This is a genomic window from Gryllotalpicola daejeonensis (assembly GCF_039538145.1).
GTDB classification, from domain to species: Bacteria; Actinomycetota; Actinomycetes; order Actinomycetales; family Microbacteriaceae; genus Gryllotalpicola; species Gryllotalpicola daejeonensis.
Map to the genome: position 1 here is coordinate 471,657 of NZ_BAABBV010000001.1, position 25,053 is coordinate 496,709.

General features: G+C 68.5%; 20 protein-coding genes. 9 read left to right on the forward strand and 11 right to left on the reverse strand.

Features of this window, described 5'->3' with window-relative positions; genetic code table 11:
• Positions 1-21 precede the first annotated feature (21 nt).
• The 4 genes from ABD736_RS02375 to ABD736_RS02390 all read left to right on the forward strand — a co-directional run bounded on the left by ABD736_RS02375 (position 22) and on the right by ABD736_RS02390 (position 5,348).
• Positions 22-624, forward strand: a complete 603-nt coding sequence (locus tag ABD736_RS02375) for a DUF3000 domain-containing protein (RefSeq protein ID WP_344790134.1) — start codon at positions 22-24, stop codon at positions 622-624.
• Positions 617-1,861: an HRDC domain-containing protein gene (locus ABD736_RS02380; protein ID WP_425554982.1), complete on the forward strand. Its 1,245-nt coding sequence runs from the start codon at positions 617-619 to the stop codon at positions 1,859-1,861. The genes ABD736_RS02375 and ABD736_RS02380 overlap by 8 nt, the downstream gene beginning before the upstream one ends.
• A gap of 85 nt (positions 1,862-1,946) precedes the next feature.
• Entirely contained in the window at positions 1,947-3,134 is a 1,188-nt protein-coding gene (locus ABD736_RS02385) for a thiolase family protein (protein ID WP_425554983.1), read from the forward strand.
• A gap of 36 nt (positions 3,135-3,170) precedes the next feature.
• The gene (locus tag ABD736_RS02390) at positions 3,171-5,348 is read left to right on the forward strand and encodes a 3-hydroxyacyl-CoA dehydrogenase NAD-binding domain-containing protein (RefSeq protein ID WP_344790136.1); all 2,178 of its coding nucleotides are present in this window, start codon (positions 3,171-3,173) and stop codon (positions 5,346-5,348) included.
• 72 nt (positions 5,349-5,420) lie between these two features.
• On the opposite strand, the gene ABD736_RS02395 is transcribed toward ABD736_RS02390, so the two are convergent.
• The 6 genes from ABD736_RS02395 to dut all read right to left on the reverse strand — a co-directional run bounded on the left by ABD736_RS02395 (position 5,421) and on the right by dut (position 12,792).
• Positions 5,421-5,969: a GNAT family N-acetyltransferase gene (locus tag ABD736_RS02395; protein ID WP_344790137.1), complete on the reverse strand. Its 549-nt coding sequence runs from the start codon at positions 5,967-5,969 to the stop codon at positions 5,421-5,423.
• A gap of 88 nt (positions 5,970-6,057) precedes the next feature.
• Positions 6,058-7,998, reverse strand: coding sequence for a 1-deoxy-D-xylulose-5-phosphate synthase (dxs, locus tag ABD736_RS02400; protein ID WP_344790138.1), 1,941 nt, complete (start codon positions 7,996-7,998; stop codon positions 6,058-6,060).
• Between the two features lie 63 nt (positions 7,999-8,061).
• Positions 8,062-10,872 carry an aconitate hydratase AcnA gene (acnA, locus tag ABD736_RS02405; RefSeq protein WP_344790139.1) on the reverse strand — a complete coding sequence of 937 codons (2,811 nt, stop codon included), beginning with the start codon at positions 10,870-10,872 and terminating at the stop codon, positions 8,062-8,064.
• Positions 10,873-10,934: 62 nt separating this feature from the next.
• On the reverse strand, positions 10,935-11,723 hold the full coding sequence (locus ABD736_RS02410) for a DUF3159 domain-containing protein (RefSeq protein WP_344790140.1): 789 nt from the start codon (positions 11,721-11,723) through the stop codon (positions 10,935-10,937).
• Complete coding sequence (locus ABD736_RS02415; RefSeq protein ID WP_344790141.1) at positions 11,723-12,319, reverse strand: DUF3710 domain-containing protein; 597 nt, start codon at positions 12,317-12,319, stop codon at positions 11,723-11,725. Before ABD736_RS02415 ends, ABD736_RS02410 begins: the two co-directional genes overlap by 1 nt.
• On the reverse strand, positions 12,316-12,792 hold the full coding sequence (gene dut, locus ABD736_RS02420; protein ID WP_344790142.1) for a dUTP diphosphatase: 477 nt from the start codon (positions 12,790-12,792) through the stop codon (positions 12,316-12,318). The genes ABD736_RS02415 and dut overlap by 4 nt, the downstream gene beginning before the upstream one ends.
• A 53-nt stretch (positions 12,793-12,845) precedes the next feature.
• Here dut and ABD736_RS02425 point away from each other — a divergent pair, with 53 nt between their 5' ends.
• Positions 12,846-13,280, forward strand: a complete 435-nt coding sequence (locus ABD736_RS02425; protein ID WP_344790143.1) for a DUF3093 domain-containing protein — start codon at positions 12,846-12,848, stop codon at positions 13,278-13,280.
• 72 nt (positions 13,281-13,352) lie between these two features.
• On the opposite strand, the gene ABD736_RS02430 is transcribed toward ABD736_RS02425, so the two are convergent.
• Positions 13,353-13,643: a DUF4193 domain-containing protein gene (locus ABD736_RS02430; RefSeq protein ID WP_344790144.1), complete on the reverse strand. Its 291-nt coding sequence runs from the start codon at positions 13,641-13,643 to the stop codon at positions 13,353-13,355.
• A gap of 203 nt (positions 13,644-13,846) precedes the next feature.
• Between ABD736_RS02430 and sepH the strand changes: the two genes are divergently transcribed.
• Positions 13,847-14,917, forward strand: coding sequence for a septation protein SepH (gene sepH, locus ABD736_RS02435; protein WP_344790145.1), 1,071 nt, complete (start codon positions 13,847-13,849; stop codon positions 14,915-14,917).
• Between the two features lie 23 nt (positions 14,918-14,940).
• On the opposite strand, the gene ABD736_RS02440 is transcribed toward sepH, so the two are convergent.
• Positions 14,941-16,086, reverse strand: coding sequence for an alkaline phosphatase family protein (locus ABD736_RS02440; RefSeq protein WP_344790146.1), 1,146 nt, complete (start codon positions 16,084-16,086; stop codon positions 14,941-14,943).
• Between the two features lie 34 nt (positions 16,087-16,120).
• On the opposite strand from ABD736_RS02440, the gene ABD736_RS02445 reads away from it, so the two are divergent.
• Entirely contained in the window at positions 16,121-18,664 is a 2,544-nt protein-coding gene (locus ABD736_RS02445; RefSeq protein WP_344790147.1) for a DNA gyrase/topoisomerase IV subunit A, read from the forward strand.
• Positions 18,665-18,681: 17 nt separating this feature from the next.
• The gene (locus ABD736_RS02450) at positions 18,682-19,218 is read left to right on the forward strand and encodes a hypothetical protein (protein WP_344790148.1); all 537 of its coding nucleotides are present in this window, start codon (positions 18,682-18,684) and stop codon (positions 19,216-19,218) included.
• Here the strand turns inward: ABD736_RS02450 and ABD736_RS02455 are convergent.
• From ABD736_RS02455 to ABD736_RS02465, 3 genes are read right to left on the reverse strand one after another with little or no spacing between them, the layout of a single operon-like run.
• Complete coding sequence (locus ABD736_RS02455) at positions 19,208-19,666, reverse strand: VOC family protein (RefSeq protein ID WP_344790149.1); 459 nt, start codon at positions 19,664-19,666, stop codon at positions 19,208-19,210. The two genes, ABD736_RS02450 and ABD736_RS02455, sit on opposite strands and share 11 nt — an antisense overlap.
• A gap of 16 nt (positions 19,667-19,682) precedes the next feature.
• On the reverse strand, positions 19,683-21,038 hold the full coding sequence (locus ABD736_RS02460; RefSeq protein WP_344790150.1) for an ABC transporter permease: 1,356 nt from the start codon (positions 21,036-21,038) through the stop codon (positions 19,683-19,685).
• Positions 21,035-22,006, reverse strand: coding sequence for an ABC transporter ATP-binding protein (locus ABD736_RS02465; RefSeq protein WP_344790151.1), 972 nt, complete (start codon positions 22,004-22,006; stop codon positions 21,035-21,037). Before ABD736_RS02465 ends, ABD736_RS02460 begins: the two co-directional genes overlap by 4 nt.
• A 195-nt stretch (positions 22,007-22,201) precedes the next feature.
• On the opposite strand from ABD736_RS02465, the gene ABD736_RS02470 reads away from it, so the two are divergent.
• On the forward strand, positions 22,202-25,033 hold the full coding sequence (locus tag ABD736_RS02470; protein ID WP_344790152.1) for an alkaline phosphatase family protein: 2,832 nt from the start codon (positions 22,202-22,204) through the stop codon (positions 25,031-25,033).
• Positions 25,034-25,053: the final 20 nt, after the last annotated feature.

Below are 25,053 nucleotides of genomic sequence, written 5' to 3' on the forward strand. Positions count from 1 at the left end.
TTGAACTCTAATGTTCATGCTGTGTCGTCCACACCGTCCGGACGCGGAGCATCGGCTGAGTTCACCGCCGCGTTGGATTCCATCAAACGGGCCGTCATCCGCCCCGACCTGATCCTGACTCCGATCAGCGCACCCGGTCAGCTGGCCCCTGAGTCGTTCGCGCTCGCCGCCGACGTCACGCCCGAGCGGCACGGCATCGACTCAGAGCTCGGCACAGGGCGCTTCGTGCTGCTGCACGACCCCGCCGGATCTGAGGAATGGGGCGGCACCTTCCGCGTCGTGTGCTTCGCGCAGGCGCCGCTCGAGACCGACATCGGCCTCGATCCGTTCCTGGCCGATGTCACGTGGTCGTGGCTCATCGACGCGCTCGAGACGAGGCATACGGCCTATCACTCGGCCTCTGGGACGGCGACCAAGATCATCTCCACCGGTTTCGGGCAGCTCGCGCACCAGGGCGACGGCGCTCAGATCGAGCTGCGCGCGTCGTGGACGCCGACCGATCTCGACCTCGGCGCGCACGTCGAGGCGTGGGGCGACCTGGTCTGCATGCTGGCGGGGATCCCGCCGACGGCCGAGGGAGTGAGCGTACTCTCACTACGCAAGGCCAAGAGCAAGCGTGCCTGAAGCGAAAGACACCGTGACGAAGAACTCCACCGAATACTCCGTAACCGCCACCGCCGCCGACTACGAGGGCGCGGTGGCGGCTCTTGCGAGCGGCACCGGTCCCGTCGCCGTCGATGCGGAGCGAGCGAGCGGATTCCGGTACTCGCAGCGCGCCTATCTGATCCAGGTCTTCCGTCGCGGCTCCGGAGTGTTCCTCTTCGACCCGATCGCGCTGGAGGCCGAGGTCGGCCACGACCTCACCGCCCTGCAGCAGGCGATCGTCGGCGAGGAGTGGGTGCTGCACGCCGCCAGCCAGGATCTCGCGTGTCTGCGCGACGTGGGCCTCGACCCCGTCGACATCTTCGACACCGAGCTCGCGGCGCGTCTGCTGGGGCTGCCGCGCGTGGGGCTGGGCCCGCTCACCGAGAGCCTGCTTGGCATCCACCTCGCGAAAGAGCATTCGGCGGCCGACTGGTCGACCCGCCCGCTCCCCCAGTCGTGGCTGACCTACGCCGCGCTCGACGTCGAGCTGCTCGTCGACCTGCGCGACGAGGTCGAGAAGCTGCTCATCGAGAGCGGCAAGACCGAGATCGCCCGGCAGGAGTTCCACGGCGAGCTCGTGAAAGAGGCGAAGGCGCCGCGCGCCGAACCGTGGCGCCGACTGTCGGGCATCCACTCGCTGCGCGGCGTGCGCAATCTTGCCGTCGCCCGCGAGCTGTGGATCGCGCGCGACCAGCTCGCGCGCGAGAAGGACTCCGCCCCCGGGCGGCTCGTTCCCGATGCGGCACTGACCGCGGTCGCCAAGGCGATGCCGGCCTCGAAGCGCGAGCTCGCCGGGCTGAAGGAGTTCACAGGCCGGGCGAGCCGCAGCGAGATCGATCGGTGGTGGAACGCCATCGAACTCGGTCGCACGACCGACGACCTGCCGGTGACGCGCTCTTCCGGCGACCATGTCCCGCCTGTGCGCGCCTGGGCTGACCGCAACCCGGCTGCTGACGCGCGCTACCGATTGGCGCGCGAGCGCGTGATGGCGTATGCCGAAGAGCACCAGATCCCGGTCGAGAACGTGCTGACGCCCGAGCTGCTGCGCCGCGTCTCGTGGGAGCCACCGGCTCCGGCGACCGCGGCCGCCATCGGCGCCCAACTCTCCGCCGGCGGAGCACGCCCCTGGCAGGTCGAGGCGACCGCCGAGCTCATCTCCGCCGCGTTTGTGGAGGCGGAACAGTCCGCCGTCAAGGCCGAGCAGAGCGCTTCGTAGATTCCGACAAGCCATTGGGGCGGCGGCGCACGCGGATTCCTAGGATCGTGGTGAATCCACGAACGTGGGGAAAGGCAGTGTGGCCATGACAGCCGAGGTGTATTTCGTCGACGGTGCCAGGACGCCCTTCGGGCGCGCTGGCGAAAAGGGAATGTACTGGGGAACGCGAGCGGACGACCTGGTCGTGAAGGCCATCGTCGGACTGCTTGAGCGGAACCCGAACCTTCCGAAGGTCGCCATCGACGATGTCGCCATCGCCGCGACCACCCAGTCCGGCGACCAGGGTCTGACGCTCGGCCGGACCGCGGCGATCCTCGCCGGTCTGCCGAAGACCGTTCCGGGCTTCGCCATCGACCGCATGTGCGCGGGCGGCATGACGAGCGTGACGACCACCGCCGCGTCGATCGGCTTCGGCGCCTACGACATCGCCCTCGCCGGCGGCGTCGAGCACATGGGCCACCACCCGATGGGCCTCGACGCAGACCCGAACCCCCGGTTCCTGACCGAGAAGATCGTCGCCCAGGACGCGCTCTTCATGGGTAACACGGCAGAGAATCTGCACGACCGCTTCCCTGAGCTGACCAAGGAGCGCAGCGACTACTACGGCATGCGCAGCCAGCAGAAGGTCGAGGCGGCCTACCAGGCGGGCAAGATCCAGCCCGACCTCGTTCCCGTCGCCACCCAGAGCGCGGCCGGCTGGGGTCTCGCCACCGAGGACGAGGGCCGCCGCCCTGAGACGACGATGGAGGGCCTCGCGACGCTCAAGACCCCGTTCCGCCCGCACGGGCGCGTCACCGCGGGCAACTCGTCGCCGCTGACCGACGGCGCCACCATGTCGCTCATCGCGAGCGGCGAGGCCGTTGACAAGTACGGCCTCACGCCGAAGATGCGCCTCGTCAACTTCGCTTTCGCGGGCGTCGAGCCCGAGGTCATGGGCCTCGGCCCTGTGCCGAGCACCGAGAAGGCGCTGAAGAAGGCCGGCCTCACGATCGAGGACATCGGCCTGTTCGAGCTGAACGAGGCATTCAGTGTGCAGGTGCTGTCGTTCCTCGACCACTTCGGCATCGATGACGACGACCCGCGCGTGAACGTGTGGGGCGGCGCCATCGCCATCGGGCACCCGCTCGCGGCATCCGGCCCCCGCCTCATGATGCAGCTCGCACGCCAGTTCGCCGAGCACCCCGAGGTGCGCTACGGCCTGACCGCCATGTGCGTCGGGCTCGGCCAGGGCGGCTCGGTCATCTGGGAGAACCCGAACTGGAACGGCCGCTAGGCCCGGCTCGAGATAACTGAAAGGACTGCAAGCCCAATGACGGACTACAGCACCCTCGACTTCACCCCGCTGCTCGAGTTCAGCGCCGACGAGGTCGTCACCCACTCCTACGTCAAGGACATCCCGCTGCCGAGCGGCAAGAAGATCGCCCTGATCACGCTCGACAACGGCCGCGACCACACGCGCCCGTCGAGCCTCGGGCCGGCGACGCTGGTCGAGTTCGGGCATGTCCTCGACGAGCTCACCAAGCGCGCGGCCGCCGGTGAGATCGACGCGGTCGGCGTGACCGGGAAGCAGTTCATCCTGGCGGCAGGCGCCGACCTGACCAAGGTGAACGACATCCCGAACCGCGACGCTGCGAAGCTGCTGGCGCAGCTCGGGCACGCGACCTACCTCAAGCTCGGCAAGCTCGGTGTGCCCTCGTTCGCGTTCGTGAACGGCCTCGCGCTCGGCGGCGGTGTCGAGATCGCGCTGAACTCGACCTACCGCACGGTCGACTCGTCGGCGGCGGCGATCGCGCTTCCCGAGGTCTTCCTCGGAATCATCCCCGGCTGGGGCGGCGCCACGCTGCTGCCGAACCTGATCGGCATCGAGAACGCGCTCAAGGTCGTCATTGAGAACCCGCTCAAGATGAACCGCATGCTGAGCGCACCCGAGGCGCACAAGCTGGGCATCTTCGACGCGATCTTCGACCACGTGAACTATCTCGAAGAATCGCTGAAGTGGGCCGATGGCGTGCTCACCGGCAAGGTGAAGGTCGAGCGCCCGAACCAGCCCGGCCGCATGGAGCGCACGGTCAAGTGGCCCGTCGCGATCAAGATCGCCCGTGACTCGCTCGAGAGCCGCATCGGCACGGTGCCGAAGTCGCCGTATGTTGCGCTCGACCTGCTCGCCAAGGCGAAGGACGGCGATATCGAAGCCGGGTTCGCGCGGGAGGACGACGCCCTGGCCGACCTCATCACGGGCGACCAGTTCGCGGCATCCATCTATGCCTTCAACCTCGTGCAGCACCGTGCGAAGAAGCCCGCGGGCGCGCCGGACAAGTCGCTTGCGAAGAAGGTCGGCAAGGTCGGCGTGATCGGCGCCGGCCTCATGGCGAGCCAGTTCGCGCTGCTGTTCCTGCGTCGTCTCGAGGTGCCGGTGGTCATCACCGACCTCGACCAGGAGCGCGTCGACAAGGGCCTGGCCTACATCCACGACGAGCTGCAGAAGCTCGCGGACAAGGGCCGTTTGAACCAGGACAAGCACAACAAGCTGAAGGCCCTGATCACCGGCACGACCGACCGCTCGCAGTACGCGGACTGCGACTGGGTCATCGAGGCCGTGTTCGAGGAGCTGTCGGTCAAGCAGGACGTCTTCGCCGACTTCGAGAAGATCGTCTCGCCCGAGACCGTGTTCGCCACGAACACGTCGTCGCTCTCAGTCGACGCGATCGGCGCGAAGCTCGAGCACCCCGAGCGCCTCGTCGGCTTCCACTTCTTCAACCCGGTCGCGGTGATGCCGCTGATCGAGGTCGTGAATGCGCCGAAGACCGACGAGACGACCCTCGCCACGGCGATGGCGGTCGCGAAGAACCTGAAGAAGAACGCCATCATCACGACCGACTCGACCGGCTTCGTCGTGAACCGCGTTCTGGCCAAGGTTCTGGGCGAGTCCATGCGGGCCGTCGACGACGGCACGCCGTTCGAAGTCGTCGACCAGGCCCTCGCGCCGCTCGGCCTGCCGATGCCGCCGTCGGTGCTGCTCGACCTCGTCGGGCTCAAGGTCGGCGCGCACGTGCTGGACACGCACCACGCCGCCTGGCCGGACCGCTTCTACCGCTCCGACAATCTGCACCGTGTCGCCGACGCCGGCACGCTGCTCGAGAAGGACGGCAAGGGCAAGGTCAAGGGCATCAGCAAGGAGGCCGAGCGCATCGTCAAGTCGAACCTGAACCCGGGCGGCAAGCCGCACACGAAGGAGCAGGTCCTGCAGGCCGTTCAGGACGGTTTCGCCGACGAGGTGCACCGGATGCTTGAGGAAGGCGTCGTCGCCGCGGCGGAGGATATCGACCTCGCGCTCATCCTCGGTGCGGGCTATCCGTTCCAGATGGGCGGCGTGACGCCGTACCTCGACCGGGTCGGGGCGAGCGAGCGCGTCTTCGGCGCGACGTTCCACAACCCGCCGATCCTGGGCGCCGCTTCGCGCTCGAAGGAGGGCCAGCTGGTCGGCTGACCGGCGGCACACTCTCGCCGATCGGGCACACGCTTTCACGAGAAGCGTGTGCCCGATCGGCTTTTGTATGCCCTACAGGTGCCGGAGATACTGCCGGCAGACGTGCACGCGCTCAAAGCGCGCACGGAGCTCGGCCTCCCGCTCGCGCGGAGCGTGCATGAACGCGGTCTCCAGGCTGGAGATTCCGGCGGGCGCGACGAAACCGTCGCCGGGCTCGGCGTGACCTTTGTACACATGGAGATAGCGGTAGTTCTCGACGAAGCCGTTCCGCTGGTACCAGGCATTCGCGGCGACATCATCGCGAGTCCATGCGTCCACGGTCGCGATGCCGGGCGGCAGCGCCGCGAGCGCCGCGTCGAGCAGTCCCGTTCCGATGCCGCGCCGCGAGGCATCCGGCAACACGGCAATCGAATCGATCGTTGCGGCGGATGCCTCCACGGTGACGTCGATGAGTCCGATGAGCGCGTCGTCCTGCACCGCCACGAGCGCCACGGCCAGGTCATCGCTCATGGGCCGTGCGGTCCAGACGTCGTCGAAATACGAGGTGTTGAAGAAGCTGAGCAGACGGCAGCGTAGCCACGCCTGCTCATCTGCGGGCGCGTACGCCCGGATTTCACGCATGCAGGATTCCATTCACTGAGTGAGAAACGAGGCGTCGATCAGGGCAGAGCCCTGCTCAGGAACGGACCATGCTGGCGAGCCTAGCGGCTCAGCGGCGGAGCTTGATCGCGCCGGTGTCGCTGTCGGAATCCTGGCGGGCGCGCGGCACTCGGCTGCCGAGCACCTGTGCGACCACATCGCGGGCGATGCGCTGCGGGGTGAGCCCGGCGTCGGCCAGGATCTGGTCGCGAGTCGCGTGCGGGATGAACTCGTCGGGCAGACCGAGTTCGTCGACCGCGGTGTCGATGCCGGCCGCGCGCAGGTCCTGGCGCAGGCGGGTGCCCACTCCCCCGACGCGGATGCCGTCTTCGAGGCTGATCACGATGCGGTACTCGGCCGACAGTTCGACGATGCTGCGCGGCACCGGCACGACCCACCGCGGGTCGACCACCGTCGCGCCGATGCCCTGGGCCTCGAGCAGATCGGCCGCCTGCAGCGCGAGCCGCGCGAACGGCCCCACGCCGACGAAGAGCACGTCTTTGCGTTCGGATTCCCGCAGCACGTCGACGCCGTCGTCGAGACGGCGGAGCGCAGGGATGTCCTCGCCGACGTTGCCTTTCGGGAAGCGCACCACGGTCGGGCCGTCGTGGACGGCGACGGCCTCGCCGAGCTCTTCGCGCAGGCGCGCGGCGTCACGCGGCGCGGCCAGGCGGATTCCGGGAATGAGCTGCAGCAGGGCCAGGTCCCACATGCCGTGATGGCTCGGGCCGTCAGGCCCGGTCACACCGGAGCTCGGCAGCACGAACGTCACTCCGGCGCGATGCAGCGCGACATCCATCAGCGCCTGATCGAACGCGCGGTTCATGAACGTGGCATACAGCGCGACGACGGGGTGCAGGCCGCCGAACGCGAGGCCGGCGGCCGACGCGACCGCGTGCTGCTCGGCGATGCCGACGTCGTGCACGCGCTCCGGGTACTTCTCGGCGAGCTTGTGCAGGCCGACCGAGCGCTCCATGGCAGCGGTGATGCCGACGATCTTCGAGTCGCGCTCGGCGAGCGACAGCAGCTCGTCGGCGAAGACGGAGGGCCAGGACGGGCTGGTGGCCGCCTGCGCGACGGGAACGCCGGTTGACGGATCGATCTGGCCGACGGCGTGGAACTGGTCGGCCTCGTCGTCGAGAGCGGGCTGGTAGCCGCGGCCCTTCTGCGTGATGGCGTGCACGATGACCGGCGCGCCGTAGTTCTTCGCCTGCCGCAGCGCCTCTTCCATCGCGGCGACGTCGTGGCCGTTCACCGGGCCGATGTACTTGATGTCGAGATTCGAGTAGAGCTGCTCGTTGCCGGTCACCCGCGACAGGAATCCGTGCATCGCGCCGCGCACGCCGCGGTAGAGCGCGGAACCGGGCCCTCCGAAGCGATCGGCGGCGTTGCGCGACTTGAGGTACAGCGAGCGGTACGTGCGCTGCGTGCGCACGCCGTTGAGGAACCGGGCCATGCCGCCGATCGTCGGCGCGTACGAGCGGCCGTTGTCGTTGACGACGATGACGAGGTTGCGGTCGTTGTCGTCGGTGATGTTGTTGAGCGCCTCCCACGTCATACCGCCCGTGAGCGCGCCGTCGCCCACGACCGCGACGACGTGGCGGCCCGTCTGGCCGGTCACGGTGAACGCGCGGCTGATGCCGTCTGCCCACGAGAGCGAGCTGGAGGCGTGCGACGACTCGACGACGTCGTGAACGGATTCCTCGCGCTGCGGATACCCCGCGAGGCCGCCGCGCTGACGCAGGTGGCTGAAGTCGCGCCGGCCCGTGAGCAGCTTGTGGACATACGCCTGGTGGCCCGTGTCGAACACGATCGGGTCCTTAGGGCTGTCGAACACCCGATGGATCGCGAGCGTCAGCTCGACGACGCCGAGGTTCGGCCCGAGATGACCGCCGGTCTTCGAGACGTTCTCGATCAGGAACTCGCGGATTTCGCCGGCCAGCTGAACGAGTTCGACTTCTGACAGACGGTCGAGGTCCCGCGGGCTGCGGATCTGGTCGAGTAGAGACATCGTAGAAAGGTTACGCGCAGGCATCCGAGAAGATCACGGATGCCTGCGCGTGGCCCTTTTGTGCTAGACGAGGCTCCGGAGGACGTACTGCAGGATGCCCCCGTTGCGGTAGTAGTCGGCCTCACCGGGCGTGTCGATGCGCACGACCGCGTCGAACTCGACGGTCTGCTTGCCCTCAGCCGAGTGCTCGCTGGGCTCTGCCGTCACGTGTACGGTCTTCGGCGTGGTGCCCTCGTTGAGCTGCTCGAGGCCGGTGATCGAGACGATCTCGGTGCCGTCCAGGCCGAGCGACTCGGCCGACTCGCCTGCCGGGAACTGCAGCGGGACGACGCCCATGCCGATCAGGTTCGAGCGGTGGATGCGCTCGAAGCTCTCGGTGATGACCGCCTTGACGCCGAGCAGGTTGGTGCCCTTGGCCGCCCAGTCGCGGCTCGAGCCCGAGCCATACTCCTTGCCGCCGAAGATCACCAGCGGGATGCCCGCCTTCTTGTAGTTCTCCGAGGCGTCGTAGATGAACGACTGCGGCCCATCGGGCTGCGTGAAGTCGCGGGTGTAGCCGCCCTCGACGCCGTCGAGCAGCTGGTTCTTCAGGCGGATGTTCGCGAAGGTGCCGCGGATCATGACCTCGTGGTTGCCACGGCGCGAGCCGTAGGAGTTGAAGTCCTTGTACTCGACACCGTGCGCCTCGAGGTACTTGCCGGCCGGCGAGTCCTTCTTGATCGAGCCGGCGGGGCTGATGTGGTCGGTCGTGACCGAGTCGCCCAGCTTCGCGAGCACGCGCGCGCCGGTGATGTCGGCGACGGGGCTCGTCTCGAGCGTCATGCCCTCGAAGTACGGGGGCTTGCGGACGTAGGTCGACTCGCTGTCCCACTCGAACACGTCGCCGGTCGGGGTGGGCAGGTTCTTCCAGCGGTCGTCACCCTCGAACACCGAGGCGTACTGGCGGGTGAACATCTCGTTGTTGATCGACGAGTCGATCGTGGCCTGCACCTCTTCGGCCGAGGGCCAGATGTCCTTGAGGAAGACGTCATTGCCGTCGGCGTCCTGGCCGAGCGCGTCGTTCTCGAAGTCGAAGTTCATCGAACCGGCCAGTGCGTAGGCGACCACGAGCGGCGGCGACGCCAGGTAGTTCATCTTCACGTCGGGGTTGATGCGACCCTCGAAGTTGCGGTTTCCGGAGAGCACGGCGGTCACGGCGAGGTCGTTGTCGTTGACGGCGGCCGAGACCTCGTCGATCAGCGGACCCGAGTTGCCGATGCAGGTCGTGCAGCCGTAGCCGACCGTGTAGAAGCCGAGGTCCTCGAGGTCCTGCGTGAGGCCGGCCTTCTCGTAGTACTCGGTGACGACGCGTGACCCCGGGGCCAGCGTGGTCTTGACCCACGGCTTCGCCTTGAGGCCCTTCTTCACCGCATTGCGGGCGAGGAGGCCCGCGGCGAGCATCACCGACGGGTTCGACGTGTTCGTGCAGGAGGTGATGGCCGCGATGGTGACCGCGCCGTGGTCGAGCGTATAGCTCGTGCCGTCGGCGAGGGTGACCTTCGAGGGCTTCGACGCGTGCACCGGCGCGTGGCTCACGTGGTGGTGCTCGTGCGCCTCGCCGTTGTGGGTGCCTGCCGCAATCGGGTCGGAGGCGGGGAAGGTCTCGGCGATCGCGTCGTCGAGCTCGCTCTGGTCCGCGCCGTCGGCGTAGTTCGGCAGATCCTTCTCGAACTGCGCCTTCGCCTCGGAGAGGACGATGCGGTCCTGCGGGCGCTTCGGGCCGGCGATCGACGGAACGACGGTCGACAGGTCGAGCTCGAGGTACTCCGAGTACTCGGCCTCGCGCGACGGCTCGTGCCACAGGTGCTGCTGCTTCGAGTACTCCTCGACCAGCGCCACCTGCTCCTCCGAGCGGCCGGTGAGGCGCAGGTAGTCGAGCGTGACGTCATCGATCGGGAAGATCGCGGCGGTCGAGCCGAACTCGGGGCTCATGTTGCCGATCGTGGCGCGGTTCGCGAGCGGCACGGCGCTCACGCCCTCGCCGTAGAACTCGACGAACTTGCCGACGACCCCGTGCTTGCGCAGCAGGTCGGTGATCGTGAGCACGACATCGGTGGCGGTCACGCCGGTCGGGATGGAGCCGGTCAGCTTGAAGCCGACGACCTTGGGAATGAGCATTGACACGGGCTGGCCGAGCATGGCCGCCTCTGCCTCGATGCCGCCGACGCCCCAGCCCAGCACGCCGAGGCCGTTGACCATCGTCGTGTGCGAGTCGGTGCCGACGAGCGTGTCGGGGTAGGCCTGCAGCTTGCCGTTCACCTCGCGGGTGAAGGTGACGCGGGCCAGGTACTCGATGTTGACCTGGTGCACGATGCCGGTGCCGGGCGGCACGACCTTGAAGTCGTCGAACGCGGTCTGGCCCCAGCGCAGGAACTGGTAGCGCTCACCGTTGCGCTCGTATTCGATCTCAACGTTGCGCTCGAACGCGTCAGCCTGGCCGAAGAGGTCGGCGATGACCGAGTGGTCGATGACCATCTCTGCCGGCGCGAGCGGGTTGATCTTCTTGGGGTCGCCGCCGAGGGCCGCGACCGCCTCGCGCATCGTGGCGAGGTCGACGATGCAGGGCACGCCGGTGAAGTCCTGCATGACGACGCGCGCCGGGGTGAACTGGATCTCGGTGTCGGGCTCTGCGGTGGGAACCCACGAGCCGAGGGCCTTGATCTGCTCGGCGGTGACGTTGGCGCCGTCCTCGGTGCGCAGCAGGTTCTCGAGCAGGATCTTCAGGCTGAACGGGAGCTTCTCGTAGCCGGGAACGCTGTCGATCCGGAAGATCTCGTAGTCCGTTCCGCTGACGGAGAGTGTGGATTTCGCGCCGAAGCTGTTGACTGCAGACACGGGGTCGGCCTCCTTGGCGATCGTGAATTTATCTTGACGTCGAGATAACTGTAGCAGTGCGTCTAGCGCTGCGATGACATCGAATGGGATGCCGCGCCGTCGTTTTTGCGAGCGTACACGCCGCGCACCAACAGCCAGGTGACGAGCAGAACGGGCACGTAGAGCGGCACGCCCATGATGAGGTGCGCGATGGCCAGTGCAGGCGTGTTCCCGGCGAGGAACAGCGGCACCTGCACCACGAGCCGAGCCGCGAAGAGCGCGACCCACAACAGCGTCGAGATCACCGCGACCCGGTAGGTCGCCTTGTGCTTCCGCCACGCGACGCCCTCGCCGTAGAGGTAGCCGACGGCGATGCCGATGATCGGCCAGCGCACCAGGACGGAGACCAGGAACGCGAGCCCGTAGAGCGCATCGATGCCGAGCCCCAACGCGAAGTTGTTGACGGGCCGGTTGGTCGCGATCGCGAGGATCGCGCTCGCGCCGACACCGATGAGCCCGGCCACCGCCTGGGTCGCGTTCTCTTTCGCGACGACGCGCCAGATGGTGAAGACGAGCGCGATGAGAACGGATGCCCCGAGCGCGACGGGCACCGCGGCGTTCGCCGCCGGGGCGATGAGTGCGCTGTAGATGACGATGAAGGCGAGTCCGGGAAGGACGGCCTCGCAGAGCCCGCGGATGCCGCCCATCGCCTTGAGCAGGGCCTCGCGGCTCGGCGCCTGCTCCCCTGCCATGGCACCGAGGCCGGTGTTCTTCGCGGCGGCGGCGCCGAGCGCAGCGCTCAGGGACTCTGACGCCTCAGATGCGCCGGTCGCGGCATCCCCCGAGCCCTGCTCGTTGTGGTCGTCAGTCATCACGCGCCCGGCGCGGTCGGCGTCGGCGGCATCTTGAGCGGGATGAGGTCGCGCGGCGGCATGGGCACCGAGCCGCGAACGACGACGATGCTGCGGAAGAGGTCCTCGACGGCTGCGCCGGCCTCGGGCTTGACCGCTCCCTCGCCCGAGATCACCCCGCGCAGGAACCAGCGCGGCCCATCGACGCCGATGAAGCGCGCGACGCGCGTCTCGCCCGGGGCGCCGCCCGCGACGGGGACCTCGGCGAGCAGCTCGGGCCCGAGCGCGCCCTCGCGCTCGGTCACGCGTCCCCCCTGCGCCGAGACCTGCTCGCGGATCTGGCCGCGGATCTCGTGCCAGAGCCCGCTCGATCGCGGCGCGGCGAATGGCTGCACCTGCAGGGTCGAGCCGGCGTAGTCGAGGCTCACGGCGACGACGCGCTGGCTCTCCTCTTCGATCTCGAGCCGCAGGTGAAGGCCCTCGCGGGGCAGCACCTTGACGCCGCCCAGGTCGATGTAGGGGCGGACCGGGTTTGCCTCGCCGTCGTCGAGGGGGCCTTCGACGTCGCGGTCCTCGGGGGCGGACTTCTCGTATTCGGTCGGCTGGATGTCGCTCACGCGCGCTCTCCTGTATTGATCTTCTTCGGTCCGTTCTCGTTCGCGTAGCCGGTGGAGCCGAAGCCGCCCGCGCCCCGCGCGCTCTCGGGCAGCGCCTCGACCGGCACGAACCGTGCGCGCACGACGGGCACGACGACGAGCTGCGCGATGCGGTCGCCGACGGCGACGTCGTACGGCTCTGTCGCATCGGTGTTCAGCAGGATGACCTTGATCTCGCCGCGGTAACCGGCGTCGAGGGTGCCGGGCGTGTTCACGATCGTGATGCCGTGGCGCGCGGCCAGCCCGCTGCGGGGCACGACGAAGCCGACGTAGCCCTCCGGCAGCGCCACAGACACGCCGGTCGGGACGATCACGCGCTGACCGGGCTCGATCCGCACGGCTTCCGCTGCGGTAAGGTCGGCCCCCGCGTCGCCGGGGTGCGCGTAGACGGGTGCGGCGGGCGCGACGATCGGAACGTCGACGGTCTCAGTCACAGCCACGAGGTTACAGCGTCTGACCGTACGGGTTTCCGTGGTGGGATTGGAGCATGACTCTGTTCCGCGAGCGGCTGTATGCCGCCCCCTGGCTGTTCGTTGCGTGTGCGCTCATCATGCCGGCGACCCTCGCCGTGTTCTGGCCGATCAACGTGACGGTCGGTATCGTGCTGGCCATCGTGCTCTACGGCCTGATCGTCGCGGCGCTGGTGGGGTTCGCTCCGGTGCTCGAGGTCACCGAGACGCACTTCAGGGCAGGGCGCGCGGACATCGAGCGCGAGTACATCGGCGAGGTCGAGGCGTTCACGGGAACGGCCGCGGCACTGGAGCGCGGTCAGCGTCTCGACGGCCGGGCGTGGCTGCTGCTGCGCGGATCGCTGCCGATCGTGAAGGTGCCGATCACCGACGACGCCGACCCGGTGCCGTACTGGATCGTCTCGACGCGGAAGCCCAACGAGCTGGCATCCGTTCTCAACAATCGCGCTTAACGGCCATCGCCTACAGAAAAGGGCCGTCGGCGAAAGCCGGCGGCCCTAAGTCTGTTCCTGCTTCACGCGGCCCTAGGCAGCGCACTCCCGGCAGATCGGACCGAGCTTGGTCTCGTGGTCGAGCTGCGAGCGGTGCTTCACGAGGAAGCAGCTGACGCACGTGAACTCGTCAGCCTGCGGGGGCAGCACGACGACGTCGAGATCCATGTCGGAGAGGTCGGCGCCCTGAAGTTCGAAGCTGCCCGGGTTGTCGGGGTCCTCGTCGATGACGGCCGACGTCTTGTCCGGAACCCGCTCCTTCAGCGCCTCGATCGATTCGGATTCGTCGTCGTTCTTCCTTGGCGCGTCGTAATCGGTTGCCATGCCCATCCACTTCTGAAATTGCACGCCGATCAGCGTGATCGGCGGCGATATTCTGCATCACGCACCGGTGATTATCAAACCGATTCGATTTGGTTCCGGCGCTGCCCCGGGAAACTCACGGCACGCCCGCGATATTCCCGGCTGCGAGGGCTTTCCCATGGCATCCTGACGTCGTCCGCGGACGGTTCGGAAGGCGAGATCCCATGCAGGAATTGAAGGTCATCGGTGTCGAGGAAGGCGCTCTGGTCGCCGCCAGCAACGATGGCGACAGGTACCGCATCGCGATCGACGAGGTCGCACTGACCAAGCTGCGACGCCTGAAGGTCGAGCAGCAGGAGTCCGCCGTGCGCATCTCGCCCCGCGAGATCCAGGCCCACATCCGTGGCGGCCTCTCGGCCGAAGACGTCGCTGAGCTCACCGGCGCGCCGCTCGACTACGTGCAGCGCTTCGAGCGCCCCATCATCGCCGAGCGCGAGCACATCGTCGCGCAGGCGCTGACCGTGCCGGTGCGGGTGACCGCCGACGTCGACGTGCTCGGCGAGAGCGCGACCTTCGGCTCTGCCATTCGCGACCGTCTCGCCGCGCTCGGCGCCACGGGCGAGCGCTGGGCCAGCTGGCGGGAAGAGGAGACCGGCTGGATCGTCAAGCTGACCTTCACCGCCGACGACATCGAGCACGACGCCCGCTGGACGTACGAGCCGCGCAAGGCGCACCTCGCCCCCGCGAACGCCGAGGCGAGCACGCTGTCGCAGCACGGGGAGCTTCCGCCCACCGGCCTGATCCCGCGTCTGCGCGCCGTGAGCCCCCTGATTCCGGACGACGCGCGCTTCGACTCCGGCCAGTTCGAGTTCGTCGAGCCGAAGCGCCAGGACGCCGCACCCGCACCCGCGGCCCCCGCATCGCAGCCTCAGGTGCCGGCCGGCGCGATCAAGCGTGCCGACGACCAGCCGCGCGATGTGCACAACACCGCAGACCTGCTCGAGGCGCTGCGCCGTCGCCGCGGTGAGCGCGAGGCATCCGCCCGCGATTCTCAGCCCATCGAGCTCGAGCTGCCTCCGCTCGATGAGGGGCGCGACGCGCGCGACGAGAAGCCGGCGCAGCGCGACGAGCACCCGTCCGGCCCGGTTCCGGTGCCTGCCGGCGGGTTCGGGCAGCGCGAGACCGGCCCGGTCGGCGTGCGCGGCTCGTCAAAGCGCGGCCGTGCGTCGATGCCGAGCTGGGACGAGATCGTCTTCGGCGCCCGAGGCGACGACGACGGCGGCAACCTGGCCTGAGCGCCGAGCCGGGCGCCTCAGCCTCAGTTCGCGAACGCGCCGAAGCCGATCAGCGGCACCCTGACTTCGTCGGGGCTGAACGAGCCGTGCTGGCCGACCATCGCCCAGTTGTGCTCGGTCGTGCTCCGCGAGTCGTAGTACGCGACCTGTGAGCGCGCGGCGACGAGCACCTCGCCGATGCGCGGCAGCACATCGTCGTCGACGCCGTTCGGCCCGAACCAGCCGGCCGCGATCGCCTCGTCACGTGTCGCCACCCAGGCACGGTCGTCTTCGGCCTGATGCCAGAGCCGCGCGACTCTTGCGATGTCGTCCGCGGAGGCGCCGCGCTCGAGGTGCAGCTGCACGCAGCGGTAGTCCCCCGCGACGTGTCGAACGCCCGCGACGAGCTCCGGCTCGCGGTCGAAGAAGACCTGGCCACGCGGCGTGACGTCGACCATGCCGTGGTCGGCGGTCAGCAGTGCGCCCTGGCCCTTCGACAGGTCGCGCTCGAGCTGCGCCAGCCCGGCGTCGAGCTCTTCGAGCTTCGCCGTCCACTCCGGCGACTGCCACCCGTATCGGTGGGCCGCCATGTCGAGCTCGGGCACGTAGACGAAGACGACGGCCCGGCCCGCGCGGGCGAGCGAGATCGCGGTCGACAGACGGTCGGCGATCGAGCGCGCAGGCACGTACTCCGCACCGCGATGGACGGCCTGCGTCAGCCGCGTGCTCGCATAGCGCGCGTGGCCGACGAGGTACGAGCGGATGCCTGCGTCGGCGTGCGCCTCGAAGAGAGTGGGCATTCGCTGCCAGGTAGCCGGATCCGGTCCCGCCTGCCAGCCGTTCAGGTGATTGAACACCCGGTCGGTGGCCGGGTCGACCGCCTCATAGGCCGTGATGCCGTGCTGGCCGGGATAGGCGCCGGTCGAGAGGGTCGCCAGAGCGGCGGCTGTCGTGGTGGGGAATCCGCTCTCAATCGTCGTCGCCCTGTTCAATCGCGGCGCGATCGTGCGCGCGTGCCCCGCGCGCGCCTTGAGCGGGAGGGCGCCGAGGCCGTCGGCGAGCACGACGATCGCGGCGTCGACAGGCTTCAGCGCCAGCTGAGGCGTGCCGCGCTCGACAGCGGCGAAGCAACTGGCGAGGACGTCGGCGAGGCTCACGGATTGCGAATACGCGTTCGGTAGAGTCGCCATGGCTTTCAGTGTGCCAGAGACGCAGAAAGAGCAGATGAGCCCAGCAGACCGCACCCTCCCCGCAGACATCGTGGAACGTATCGAAGATGTCGACGTCTCAGCAGAGATGCAGGGGTCGTATCTGGAGTACGCGTACTCGGTCATCTACGCCCGCGCTCTGCCCGATGCCCGCGACGGCCTGAAGCCGGTGCAGCGGCGCATCCTCTACATGATGAGCGAGATGGGCCTGCGGCCCGATCGCGGCCATGTGAAGTCGGCCCGCGTCACCGGCGAGGTGATGGGCAAGCTGCACCCGCACGGCGACGGGGCGATCTACGACGCCCTCGTGCGCATGGCGCAGGACTTCACGCTGCGCGTCCCGCTCATCGACGGGCACGGAAACTTCGGCTCGCTCGATGACGGGCCGGCCGCCGCCCGCTACACGGAGGCACGCCTGGCCCCCGTCTCGCTCGAGATGACGGCCGACATCGACGAGGACACCGTCGACTTCGAGCCGAACTACGACTCGTCGCAGCAGGAGCCTGCGGTTCTGCCGTCGGCGATCCCGAACCTGCTTGTCAACGGCGCGAGCGGCATCGCGGTCGGCATGGCGACGAACATGGCGCCGCACAACCTGATCGAGGTGGTCGGGGCCGCGAAGCATCTGCTGGAGAATCCGGATGCCTCGCTCGACGACCTCATGGCCTATGTGCCGGGCCCGGACCTTCCTGGCGGCGGCACCATCGTGGGTCTCGCCGGCATCCGCGAGGCGTACGAGACGGGGCGCGGCAGCTTCCGCACCCGTGCGAAGGTGCGCGTCGAGCCGATCACCGCGCGCAAGAACGGCCTGACGATCACCGAGCTGCCCTACCTCGTCGGGCCCGAGAAGGTCATCGAGAAAATCAAGGACGGGGTGAACTCGAAGAAGCTGCAGGGCATCTCCGACGTCACCGACCTGTCCGACCGCCAGCACGGACTTCGCCTTGTCATCGGCATCAAGACCGGCTTCAACCCCGAGGCGGTGCTCGAGCAGCTGTACAAGTTCACGCCGCTCGAAGACGGCTTCTCGATCAACAACGTCGCCCTCGTGGACGGCGGCCCGCAGACTCTCGGCCTGCGCGACCTGCTGCGCGTCTACCTCGACCACCGCATCGAGGTCGTGACCCGGCGCTCACGTTTCCGCCTCGCCCGCAGGCAGGAGCGTCTGCACCTGGTCGAAGGCCTCTTGATCGCGATCCTCGACATCGACGAGGTGATCCAGGTCATCCGGACCTCGGAGGACTCGGCTGAGGCATCCGGTCGCCTGCAGTCGGTGTTCGACCTCTCTCAGCTGCAGGCCGAGTACATCCTCGAGCTGCGTCTGCGCCGGCTGACCAAGTTCAGTCGCATCGAGCTCGAGACCGAGCGCGACCAGCTGCAGGCGGAGATCGCCGAGCTCGAGGCGATCCTCGCGTCGCCTGCGCGCATCCGCGCCGTCGTCGCCGACGAACTCGACGACGTCGCCGAGCGCTTCGGCACGCCGCGGCGCACGCTGCTCACCGAGGCCAAGGCCTCGATCGCATCGACGGGGTCGAAGAAGGCGACGTTCACGGGCCCTGCGCTCGAGATCGCCGACTCCCCCGCCATCGTCTACCTCTCGACCACCGGCCGCACCGTGCGCGTCGACCTGCCGGAGGGCGCGGCGGCGCCGGCCGTCGCTCCTCGTCGCTCGAAGCACGACGCCGTGCTGTCGAGCCTGGTGACGACCACACGCGCGGAGATCGGGGCGGTCACCAATCGCGGTCGACTCATTCGCTTCTCGCCGGTCGACCTGCCGGTCGTACCTCTTAATTCGATTCATCTGGCCGCTGGTGCGCGCATCGCCGAGTACCTCGGCGGGCTGGGCAAGGGCGAGCGCGTGCTGGGCATCGTCTCGCTCGCAGCGGATGCCGCGCCGATCGCCCTCGGAACGGCGCAGGGCGTCGTGAAGCGCGTCGTGCCGGGCAACTGGCCGAACCGGCCCGACTTCGAGATCATCGGTCTGAAGGCCGGCGATGAGGTCGTGGGTGTGGCGCACGCCGCCGACGATCGCGAGCTCGTGTTCACCGCGTCCGACGCACAGCTGCTGCACTTCTCGGCCGCCGCCGTCAGGCCGCAGGGAGCGGCCGCGGGCGGCATGGCCGGCATCAACCTCGGCAAGAACGCCAAGGTGATCGGATTCTTCGTCGTCGACCCTGCGGCGGAAAACGTCGTCGTCACGGTCTCGGTTCCGCTCGAGACGCTGCCCGGGACGGACCCCGGCCGCGGCAAGGTCTCCGCCTTCGGCGAGTTCCCCGGCAAGGGGCGCGCGACGGGCGGCGTGCGTGCGCACGCCTTCCTCAAGGGCGAGGGCATGCTGTCGCTCGCCTGGGTGGGCCCACAGCCGGCGCGTGCCGTCGCCTCGGACGGCGCGGCCCGGCAGCTGCCGGAGACGCTCGCGAAGCGCGATGGCAGCGGCACTCCGCTCGACAGCGTGGTGACGTCAGTGGGCACGGCGGTCGGCGCAGAGGCCGCGGTGGTGGCGGCCACGGCCGGCGCGGCTGAGCTCAGGGAAGAGAGCGACCCCGAGGCGCTGTTCTAAGCGGTACTCTCTGCGCCATGACGCGGCGCGCGGAGTGGCTCTGGCTCGGTGGCGGGGCCGTGCTCGTGGTGGCGCTGCTGGTTGCGGCATCCCTCGCGTTCATGGGTCGCACTGACCCGTTGCCGCACGACGGGTCGATCGCGGACCCCGGGACTCCCGACCCGATCTACGACCATCTCACCGTGCAGGTGCACGCGCCCGGGCCGAGCATCACCGCGAGCGCCGCCCGCAGCGAGAAGCTGATCAGCATGCCGTGGGTCGTGTTCGCCCACCACGACGGAGGTCGCACCCTCGAGATCGTCGCCGCGACCGGTGATGGCAGCTGCGTGAAGCCCGCGGGCTATCGGGTCGAGCAGACCGATTCGTATGTCGAGCTCTGGCTGTACAGCATGCGAGCGCCCGCGGGCACGCGTTGTCTGCCGTACGTCACCATGTGGCGCACCGACATCACACTCGCTCGGCCACTCGGCGGTCGCACTTTGCTGCACCCGAAGACAGCGCCCGACTGGCCGGCGAGCCGTGTGTTCGACGGCTACGTCTGGGCTACTCCGTAGGGTGCGGCGCGTTCAGGTCCTCGGTGAGTTCGAGGATCAAGCCTTCCGGCCCGCGTACATACGCGAGGCGGAACAGATCCCGGTAATCGGCTACCTCCCCGACGAGCTCGTAGCCGAGCTCACGCGCCCGTGCGACCTTCGCGTTGACATCGACGACCCGATAGGCGATGTGCCGCAGCCCGTAGGCGTTGGCCGGAAGGTCGCGGGGCTCGCCGTCGGATGCCGGCGACGTGAACTTGGTGAGCTCGATGTGCCCGGAGCCGTCGGTGCCCGAGATCAGCACCAGTTGCTCGACGGTTCCGGGCAGGCCCACGATGCGGTCGACCCAGCTGCCGCTCGACGTGCCGAGGTCGTCACGGGTGAAGCCGAGGCCGGTGAAGAACGAGGCGACCTTCTCGAGGTCGTCGACGACGAGGCCGACGTGATCGAAGCTGATGCTGGTGGTCATGCGGTCACCGTAGCGGTCACGGCGTTCCGAGGCACCCGTCGAAGGCGTACAGCGGGTTCAGGTACGAGCGGCCCTTCGGGTCGGTGCCGTGCAGGGCGCCGACGGCGGCGGGCGGTGCCTGCACCGTGTAGCAGCCGTTGGCGCGCACCTCGAGGTCGACTTGGATGGGGCTGATGCCGTCGGTCGTGCGCGTGTCGGTGATGAGGCAGCTCCAGCCCTCGCCCGCACCTGACCCCTTGTTGGCTGTCGGGGTGATGGTGCCGACCGAGCAGATCGTGCTCCAGGGGGTCGTGGTGTCTGCGGGCCTCCCGTTGTGCCACAGGTAGTTGACCTGCACCAGGTTGCTGAACGTCGTGTTCACGGACGTCGCCAGGTTGTCCGCAGTGAGCGGCGTCGGCCCGACCTTGCCGACTCCGGCGAGCACGCCGCCGATGACGACGACCGTGACGCCGATCTGCACGAAGGTCCGGCGGCGGTTCGCGGGAACCGCATCGGCGCCCGCGAACTCCCGACGACGCAGCAGCCACCACGACGCCGCGGCGAAGATCGCGGTGTAGACGAGGCTCGTCACGACAGCCTGCGCAACGGCGCCAGCGTGGACCGGGGCGGTGAAGAGCACGTGGTAGACGTCGAACGGCGTGAAGAGCATGATGCTGCGCACGATCGTGCCAGAGGCGATGTTCTCGAGCCCCTGCAGCACGATGGCCACCAGGAGGGGGCCGACCACTCCGACGACGGTGCTGCGACTGGCGACGGAGAAGAGCACGCCGAGGGCGGCGAACGCTGTGGCCGGCAAGAGCCCGATCGCCCAGCTCGCCGCGAGCAGCCCGAGCGCGTGCCCCGGCTCGATCAGTTGGCCCGAGAGCCCGATGAGCGGCTCGCCGCCGATCACGGCGAGGCCGGCGCCGATGCTGACGACGCCGATCAGCGCCCAGCAGAGCCAGACCCCGATCGTGGCGGCGATCGCCTTGCCCAGGAACAGCTGGGTGCGGGAGGCGGAGCGCGTGAGCAGCGTCTTCCAGGTGCCGAGGCGGTCCTCGCTGGCGAAGATGTCGCCGGCGATGAGCCCTGCGCCGACCGCCACGCCCCACGCCGCGGTCCAGTCGAGGATGAACAGCGAGGTCGCGAAACCGGACGTTCCCGCCCAGCGGCCGAACAGCGTGTCGCTGGGCCGGATGCCTGAGACGCGCATGCCGATTGCGAAGACCACCGGCACAATCACGCAGAACACCAGCAGCACCCGCAACGGCAGCTGCGCAATCAGCTTGGAGAACTCGACGCGGATGGCGACGCCGAGCCCGGGGCGGCTCGCGGTGCGCGCGGCGCGGGGCTCTGGCGCGGCGACGGTCTGAGTGGCGGTGACGGCGCTCACGCGGCGATCTCCTCGGTGGTGTCGGTGTTCTGGGCGGGCTGGTCTGCGTCGCGGGGCGACGTGAGCGAGGTGAACAGCGCCTCGAGAGGCGGCACATCGGGCTCGAGCCGGCGGATCGCGATGCCCTCCTGAGCGAGGGCGAGAACGAAGCCGTCGCGTTCGCCCTCGTCGCCCTGCACCGTGATCGTGTGCGTCGCGGCCCGCCGCGGCGTCTCGACGGCGACCTCGAGTCGACGCGCGATCGCGGATGCCTGGTCGTCGTCGCTCGTCCACACGCGATAGCTCGGTGCCGGGGCGGCGGCGAGCAGCTCGGCCTGGTCGCCCTCCCACACCCTGCTGCCCTCGTGGATGATCGTCACCCGGTCACAGATCTCGGCGATCTCGCTCATGTTGTGGCTGCTGAGCAGCACCGCCACACCCCGGCTCGACAGCGCGCCGATAAGGGTGCGCACGGTGCGCGCATTGGCCGGGTCGAGCCCGATGGTCGGCTCATCGAGTACGACGAGCTCGGCCGGACGCAGCAACGCCGCCGCGAGGCCGAGTCGCTGACGCATCCCTGTCGAGAAGTTGCCGACCTTCTCGCGCCCGCGGCTGTCGAGGTCGACCAGCTCGAGCGCCTCTTCCGGCGAGCGCGTGTCGGCCCGGCCGTCGAGGCGCGCGAGCAGCTCGAGATTGCGGCGACCCGAGAGGTACGGGTAGAAGCGCGGCTCCTCGACGAACCCCGCGACCCGCGCCCGTGCGTCGACATCGCCGGGGGTCGCCGACCTCCCGAAGAGCTCGATGGCGCCGGCATCCGGGCTCAACAAGCCGAGAATCATCCGCATCAAGGTGGTCTTGCCCGCGCCGTTGCGGCCGAGCAGGCCGTGCACAGAGCCGGGTGCAATCGCGAGATCGAGGGCGTTTACCGCGATCAGCTCGCCGAAGCGCTTGGTCAGAGCGCGCGTCTCGAGTGCGAGGTCTTCGGGCACGTCGCAGTGTCCTTTCCGTTGCCGGGAGCAGGGCGCCTAGGGGTGACACCCGTTCAGGGGTGTTTGTAGACCCCGGAGGTGGACTCGGGGTAACGGAGTGGTTCACCGTTTGTTCGATTGACCCGCAAATCCCTCGAGGCCAGTGTCGAGATGTCCCCTGTTTATGGGGCACGCACCCTTATGAAAGGCAACTTCATGAGTCAATCCCCCCAGCGCGTTGCAGGCGCGCTGAGCCGGATCACGAAGCGAGTAGGCGGCCGAACCCCGCTTGTCGCCGTCGTGGCCGGCTGTGCTCTGGCCCTCGTCGGCGGCGGCGTCGCCACCGCCTCAACCATCGCGTCCAACACCCATCAGGTCGGCGGCGTCTACCCCGACGGCCAGCAGGTTTCCGACAACCAGGTGATCAAGCCGATCGGGCAGCGCCTCGAGACCCAGTTCGGCAAGTTCATGGGCTCGGTGGTGAGCCCCGACGGCCGCTACCTCGCCGCGACCAGCACCGACAAGTCGGTCGTGCTGCAGATCTTCGACCTCAAGAGCTACAAGCTGATCTGGACCGTCGGCACCGCCTCGACCGTGAACCAGAAGTTCTCGGACGGCACGGTCGGCCAGGAGGGCCCGACCTACTCTCCCGACGGCAAGTTCCTCTACCTGCCTGAGGCGACCGGTCTGAGCAAGTTCCCCGTCAATGCCGACGGCACGCTGGGCGCGCCCACGAAGATCGCCGTCGCCAACTCGTCGAGCGGCGCAGAAGCGCTCACCGCGCAGTCGGTCTTCTCTCCGGACGGCAAGACGCTGTACTCGGCAGTCAACGGTCAGAACACCGTCGTCGCGATCGACCCGAACACGGGCGCGATCGAGAACACTTGGAAGGTCGGCATCGCTCCCCGCGAGCTGAAGTTCGTCGGCAGCAAGCTCTACGTGAGCAACGAGGGCGGCCGTTTCGCGAATCCGGGCGAGACGACCCTCGGGTCGTACGGCACGCAGGTCCCGGCGAATCCCTACTTGGGCACGTCGACGACCGGCACGGTCAGCGTGATCAACACGGCGGATGCTTCAGCTGCGGTCTCGAGCATCAATGTGCAGCTCCACCCGACCGCGCTCTACCTGGACGGCACCACCCTGTACGTGGCCAACACGAACAGCGACACCGTCTCGGTCATCGACACCCGCATCAACAAGGTCGTCCAGACGATCGCGACGCAGCCGTGGTCCGGGTCCAAGACGGGCTACGAGCCGACGGCCATCGCGCTGCAGGGCAACCACCTGCTGGTCACGCTCGGTCGCGCGAACGCCGTCGCCGTCTACACCGTGAACCGCCACGAGCCCAAGGACCCGGCCGGCTACATCGGCCTGCTGCCGACGGACTACTTCCCCGAGAACATCGCCGCCGTCAACGGCCAGATCGTCGTCACCAACACGCGCGGTGTCGACGCACGCGGGCCCGAGCTGAGCTTCGACAAGGGCCAGGGCACGACGGTCGCGACCGGCCACGGCACGCACGCCACGACAGCGACGCTCACCAGGTTCACGCTGCCGAGCGACCGCACGATCGTGAAGGACACCGCCACGGTGTTCGCGCAGAACGGCTGGAAGCAGAACACAGCGCAGGTCGCCACCGGCAGGAAGGCGGCTCCCGTCGCGATCCCCGCCAAGCTCGGCGACCCCTCGACGATCAAGCACGTGTTCCTGCTTGTCAAAGAGAACCGCACCTACGATCAGGTGTACGGCGACATGACGCAGGGCAACGGCGACGCCTCACTCGCGCAGTTCGGTGCCAAGGTCACCCCGAACCAGCACGCGCTGGCCTCGCAGTTCGGCCTCTACGACAACACGTACGACATCGGCACGAACTCGGCAGAGGGCCACAACTGGCTGATGCAGGGTGACGATCCCGCCTACACCGAGACGAGTGCCGGCGAATACACGCGCTCGTACGACACCGAGGAAGACGTCTTGGGGCACCAGAGCACCGGCTTCCTCTGGACCGACGTCGAGAGCGCGGGCAAGACCGCGAAGAACTACGGCGAGTTCGAATATGGCGAGGGCAAGCCGGCCTCCGCGACCTGGCAGCAGTACTACTGCGCGGCCAAGAGCGTCTCGGCCGGCGGCGACCCGAACCAGCTGTTCGACCCGTCGATCAAGCTCAACGCAAGCTCGGCCATCCCGTCGCTCAACGCGATCACCGACCCGAACGCGGCGCCGTTCGACACCTCTATTCCCGACATCTACCGGGTGCAGACCTGGAAGCAGGATTTCGAGAAGAATGGGCCGGCCAATCTCAACATGATGTGGCTGTCGAGCGACCACACCGGCGGCACCGCTGACCCCGAGGCCCAGGTGGCCGACGGCGATCTCGCGGTGGGCCAGATCGTCGACACGATCTCGCACAGCAAGTACTGGAAGGACTCCGCGATCTTCGTGGTCGAGGACGACAGCCAGGATGGAGCCGACCACGTCGACGGCCACCGTGCCCCGGTGCAGGTGATCAGCCCCTACTCGGTGCACGGCAAGACCGTCAGCACCTACTACTCGCAGATCAACATGGTGCGCACGATCGAGCAGATCCTCGGCGCGCAGCCGCTGAACCAGAAGCTCGCTGCCGCGACGCCGATGACCGACGCGTTCACCAACAAGCCGAACTTCGCCCCGTTCAACGCAGTGCCGAACCAGGTGCCGTTGACCGAAGGCGTCGTGACGCCGCCGAGCTGCGGTCTCGACACGCTGGGCCAGACCGGCGCCGCGGCGGCCGCGGTGAACGCCAAGGCTGCTCAGGCGGCATCGGTTCCCGCGGCCGAGAAGTCGGTCGCGCAGAAGTGGGAGAAGTGGTCGCAGGGCCAGCACCTGACCGGTCAGGGCGCGCAGAACGCGATCCCCGACTTCGCGGACCCGGCTCTCATGAACCGCTGGACGTGGTACCAGACGCACAACTGGGCGACGCCGTACCCGGGCGACAAGGCGATCTACGCGCCCGACAGCGTGCCCGGTGTTCCGGCCGGCTCGATCAACCACGCCGATGACCTTGGTTAGCGGCTGATCACACCAAGAGG

Bases quoted from the DNA above. Each gene is read 5' to 3' on its own strand.
- ABD736_RS02385 (WP_425554983.1), top strand. From the start codon at position 1,947: ATGACAGCCGAGGTGTATTTCGTCGACGGTGCCAGGACGCCCTTCGGG.
- ABD736_RS02390 (WP_344790136.1), top strand. From the start codon at position 3,171: ATGACGGACTACAGCACCCTCGACTTCACCCCGCTGCTCGAGTTCAGC.
- ABD736_RS02395 (WP_344790137.1), bottom strand. From the start codon at position 5,969: ATGCGTGAAATCCGGGCGTACGCGCCCGCAGATGAGCAGGCGTGGCTA.
- dxs (WP_344790138.1), bottom strand. From the start codon at position 7,998: ATGTCTCTACTCGACCAGATCCGCAGCCCGCGGGACCTCGACCGTCTG.
- ABD736_RS02410 (WP_344790140.1), bottom strand. From the start codon at position 11,723: ATGACTGACGACCACAACGAGCAGGGCTCGGGGGATGCCGCGACCGGC.
- ABD736_RS02425 (WP_344790143.1), top strand. From the start codon at position 12,846: ATGACTCTGTTCCGCGAGCGGCTGTATGCCGCCCCCTGGCTGTTCGTT.
- ABD736_RS02430 (WP_344790144.1), bottom strand. From the start codon at position 13,643: ATGGCAACCGATTACGACGCGCCAAGGAAGAACGACGACGAATCCGAA.
- sepH (WP_344790145.1), top strand. From the start codon at position 13,847: ATGCAGGAATTGAAGGTCATCGGTGTCGAGGAAGGCGCTCTGGTCGCC.
- ABD736_RS02440 (WP_344790146.1), bottom strand. From the start codon at position 16,086: ATGGCGACTCTACCGAACGCGTATTCGCAATCCGTGAGCCTCGCCGAC.
- ABD736_RS02445 (WP_344790147.1), top strand. From the start codon at position 16,121: ATGAGCCCAGCAGACCGCACCCTCCCCGCAGACATCGTGGAACGTATC.
- ABD736_RS02450 (WP_344790148.1), top strand. From the start codon at position 18,682: ATGACGCGGCGCGCGGAGTGGCTCTGGCTCGGTGGCGGGGCCGTGCTC.
- ABD736_RS02455 (WP_344790149.1), bottom strand. From the start codon at position 19,666: ATGACCACCAGCATCAGCTTCGATCACGTCGGCCTCGTCGTCGACGAC.
- ABD736_RS02470 (WP_344790152.1), top strand. From the start codon at position 22,202: ATGAGTCAATCCCCCCAGCGCGTTGCAGGCGCGCTGAGCCGGATCACG.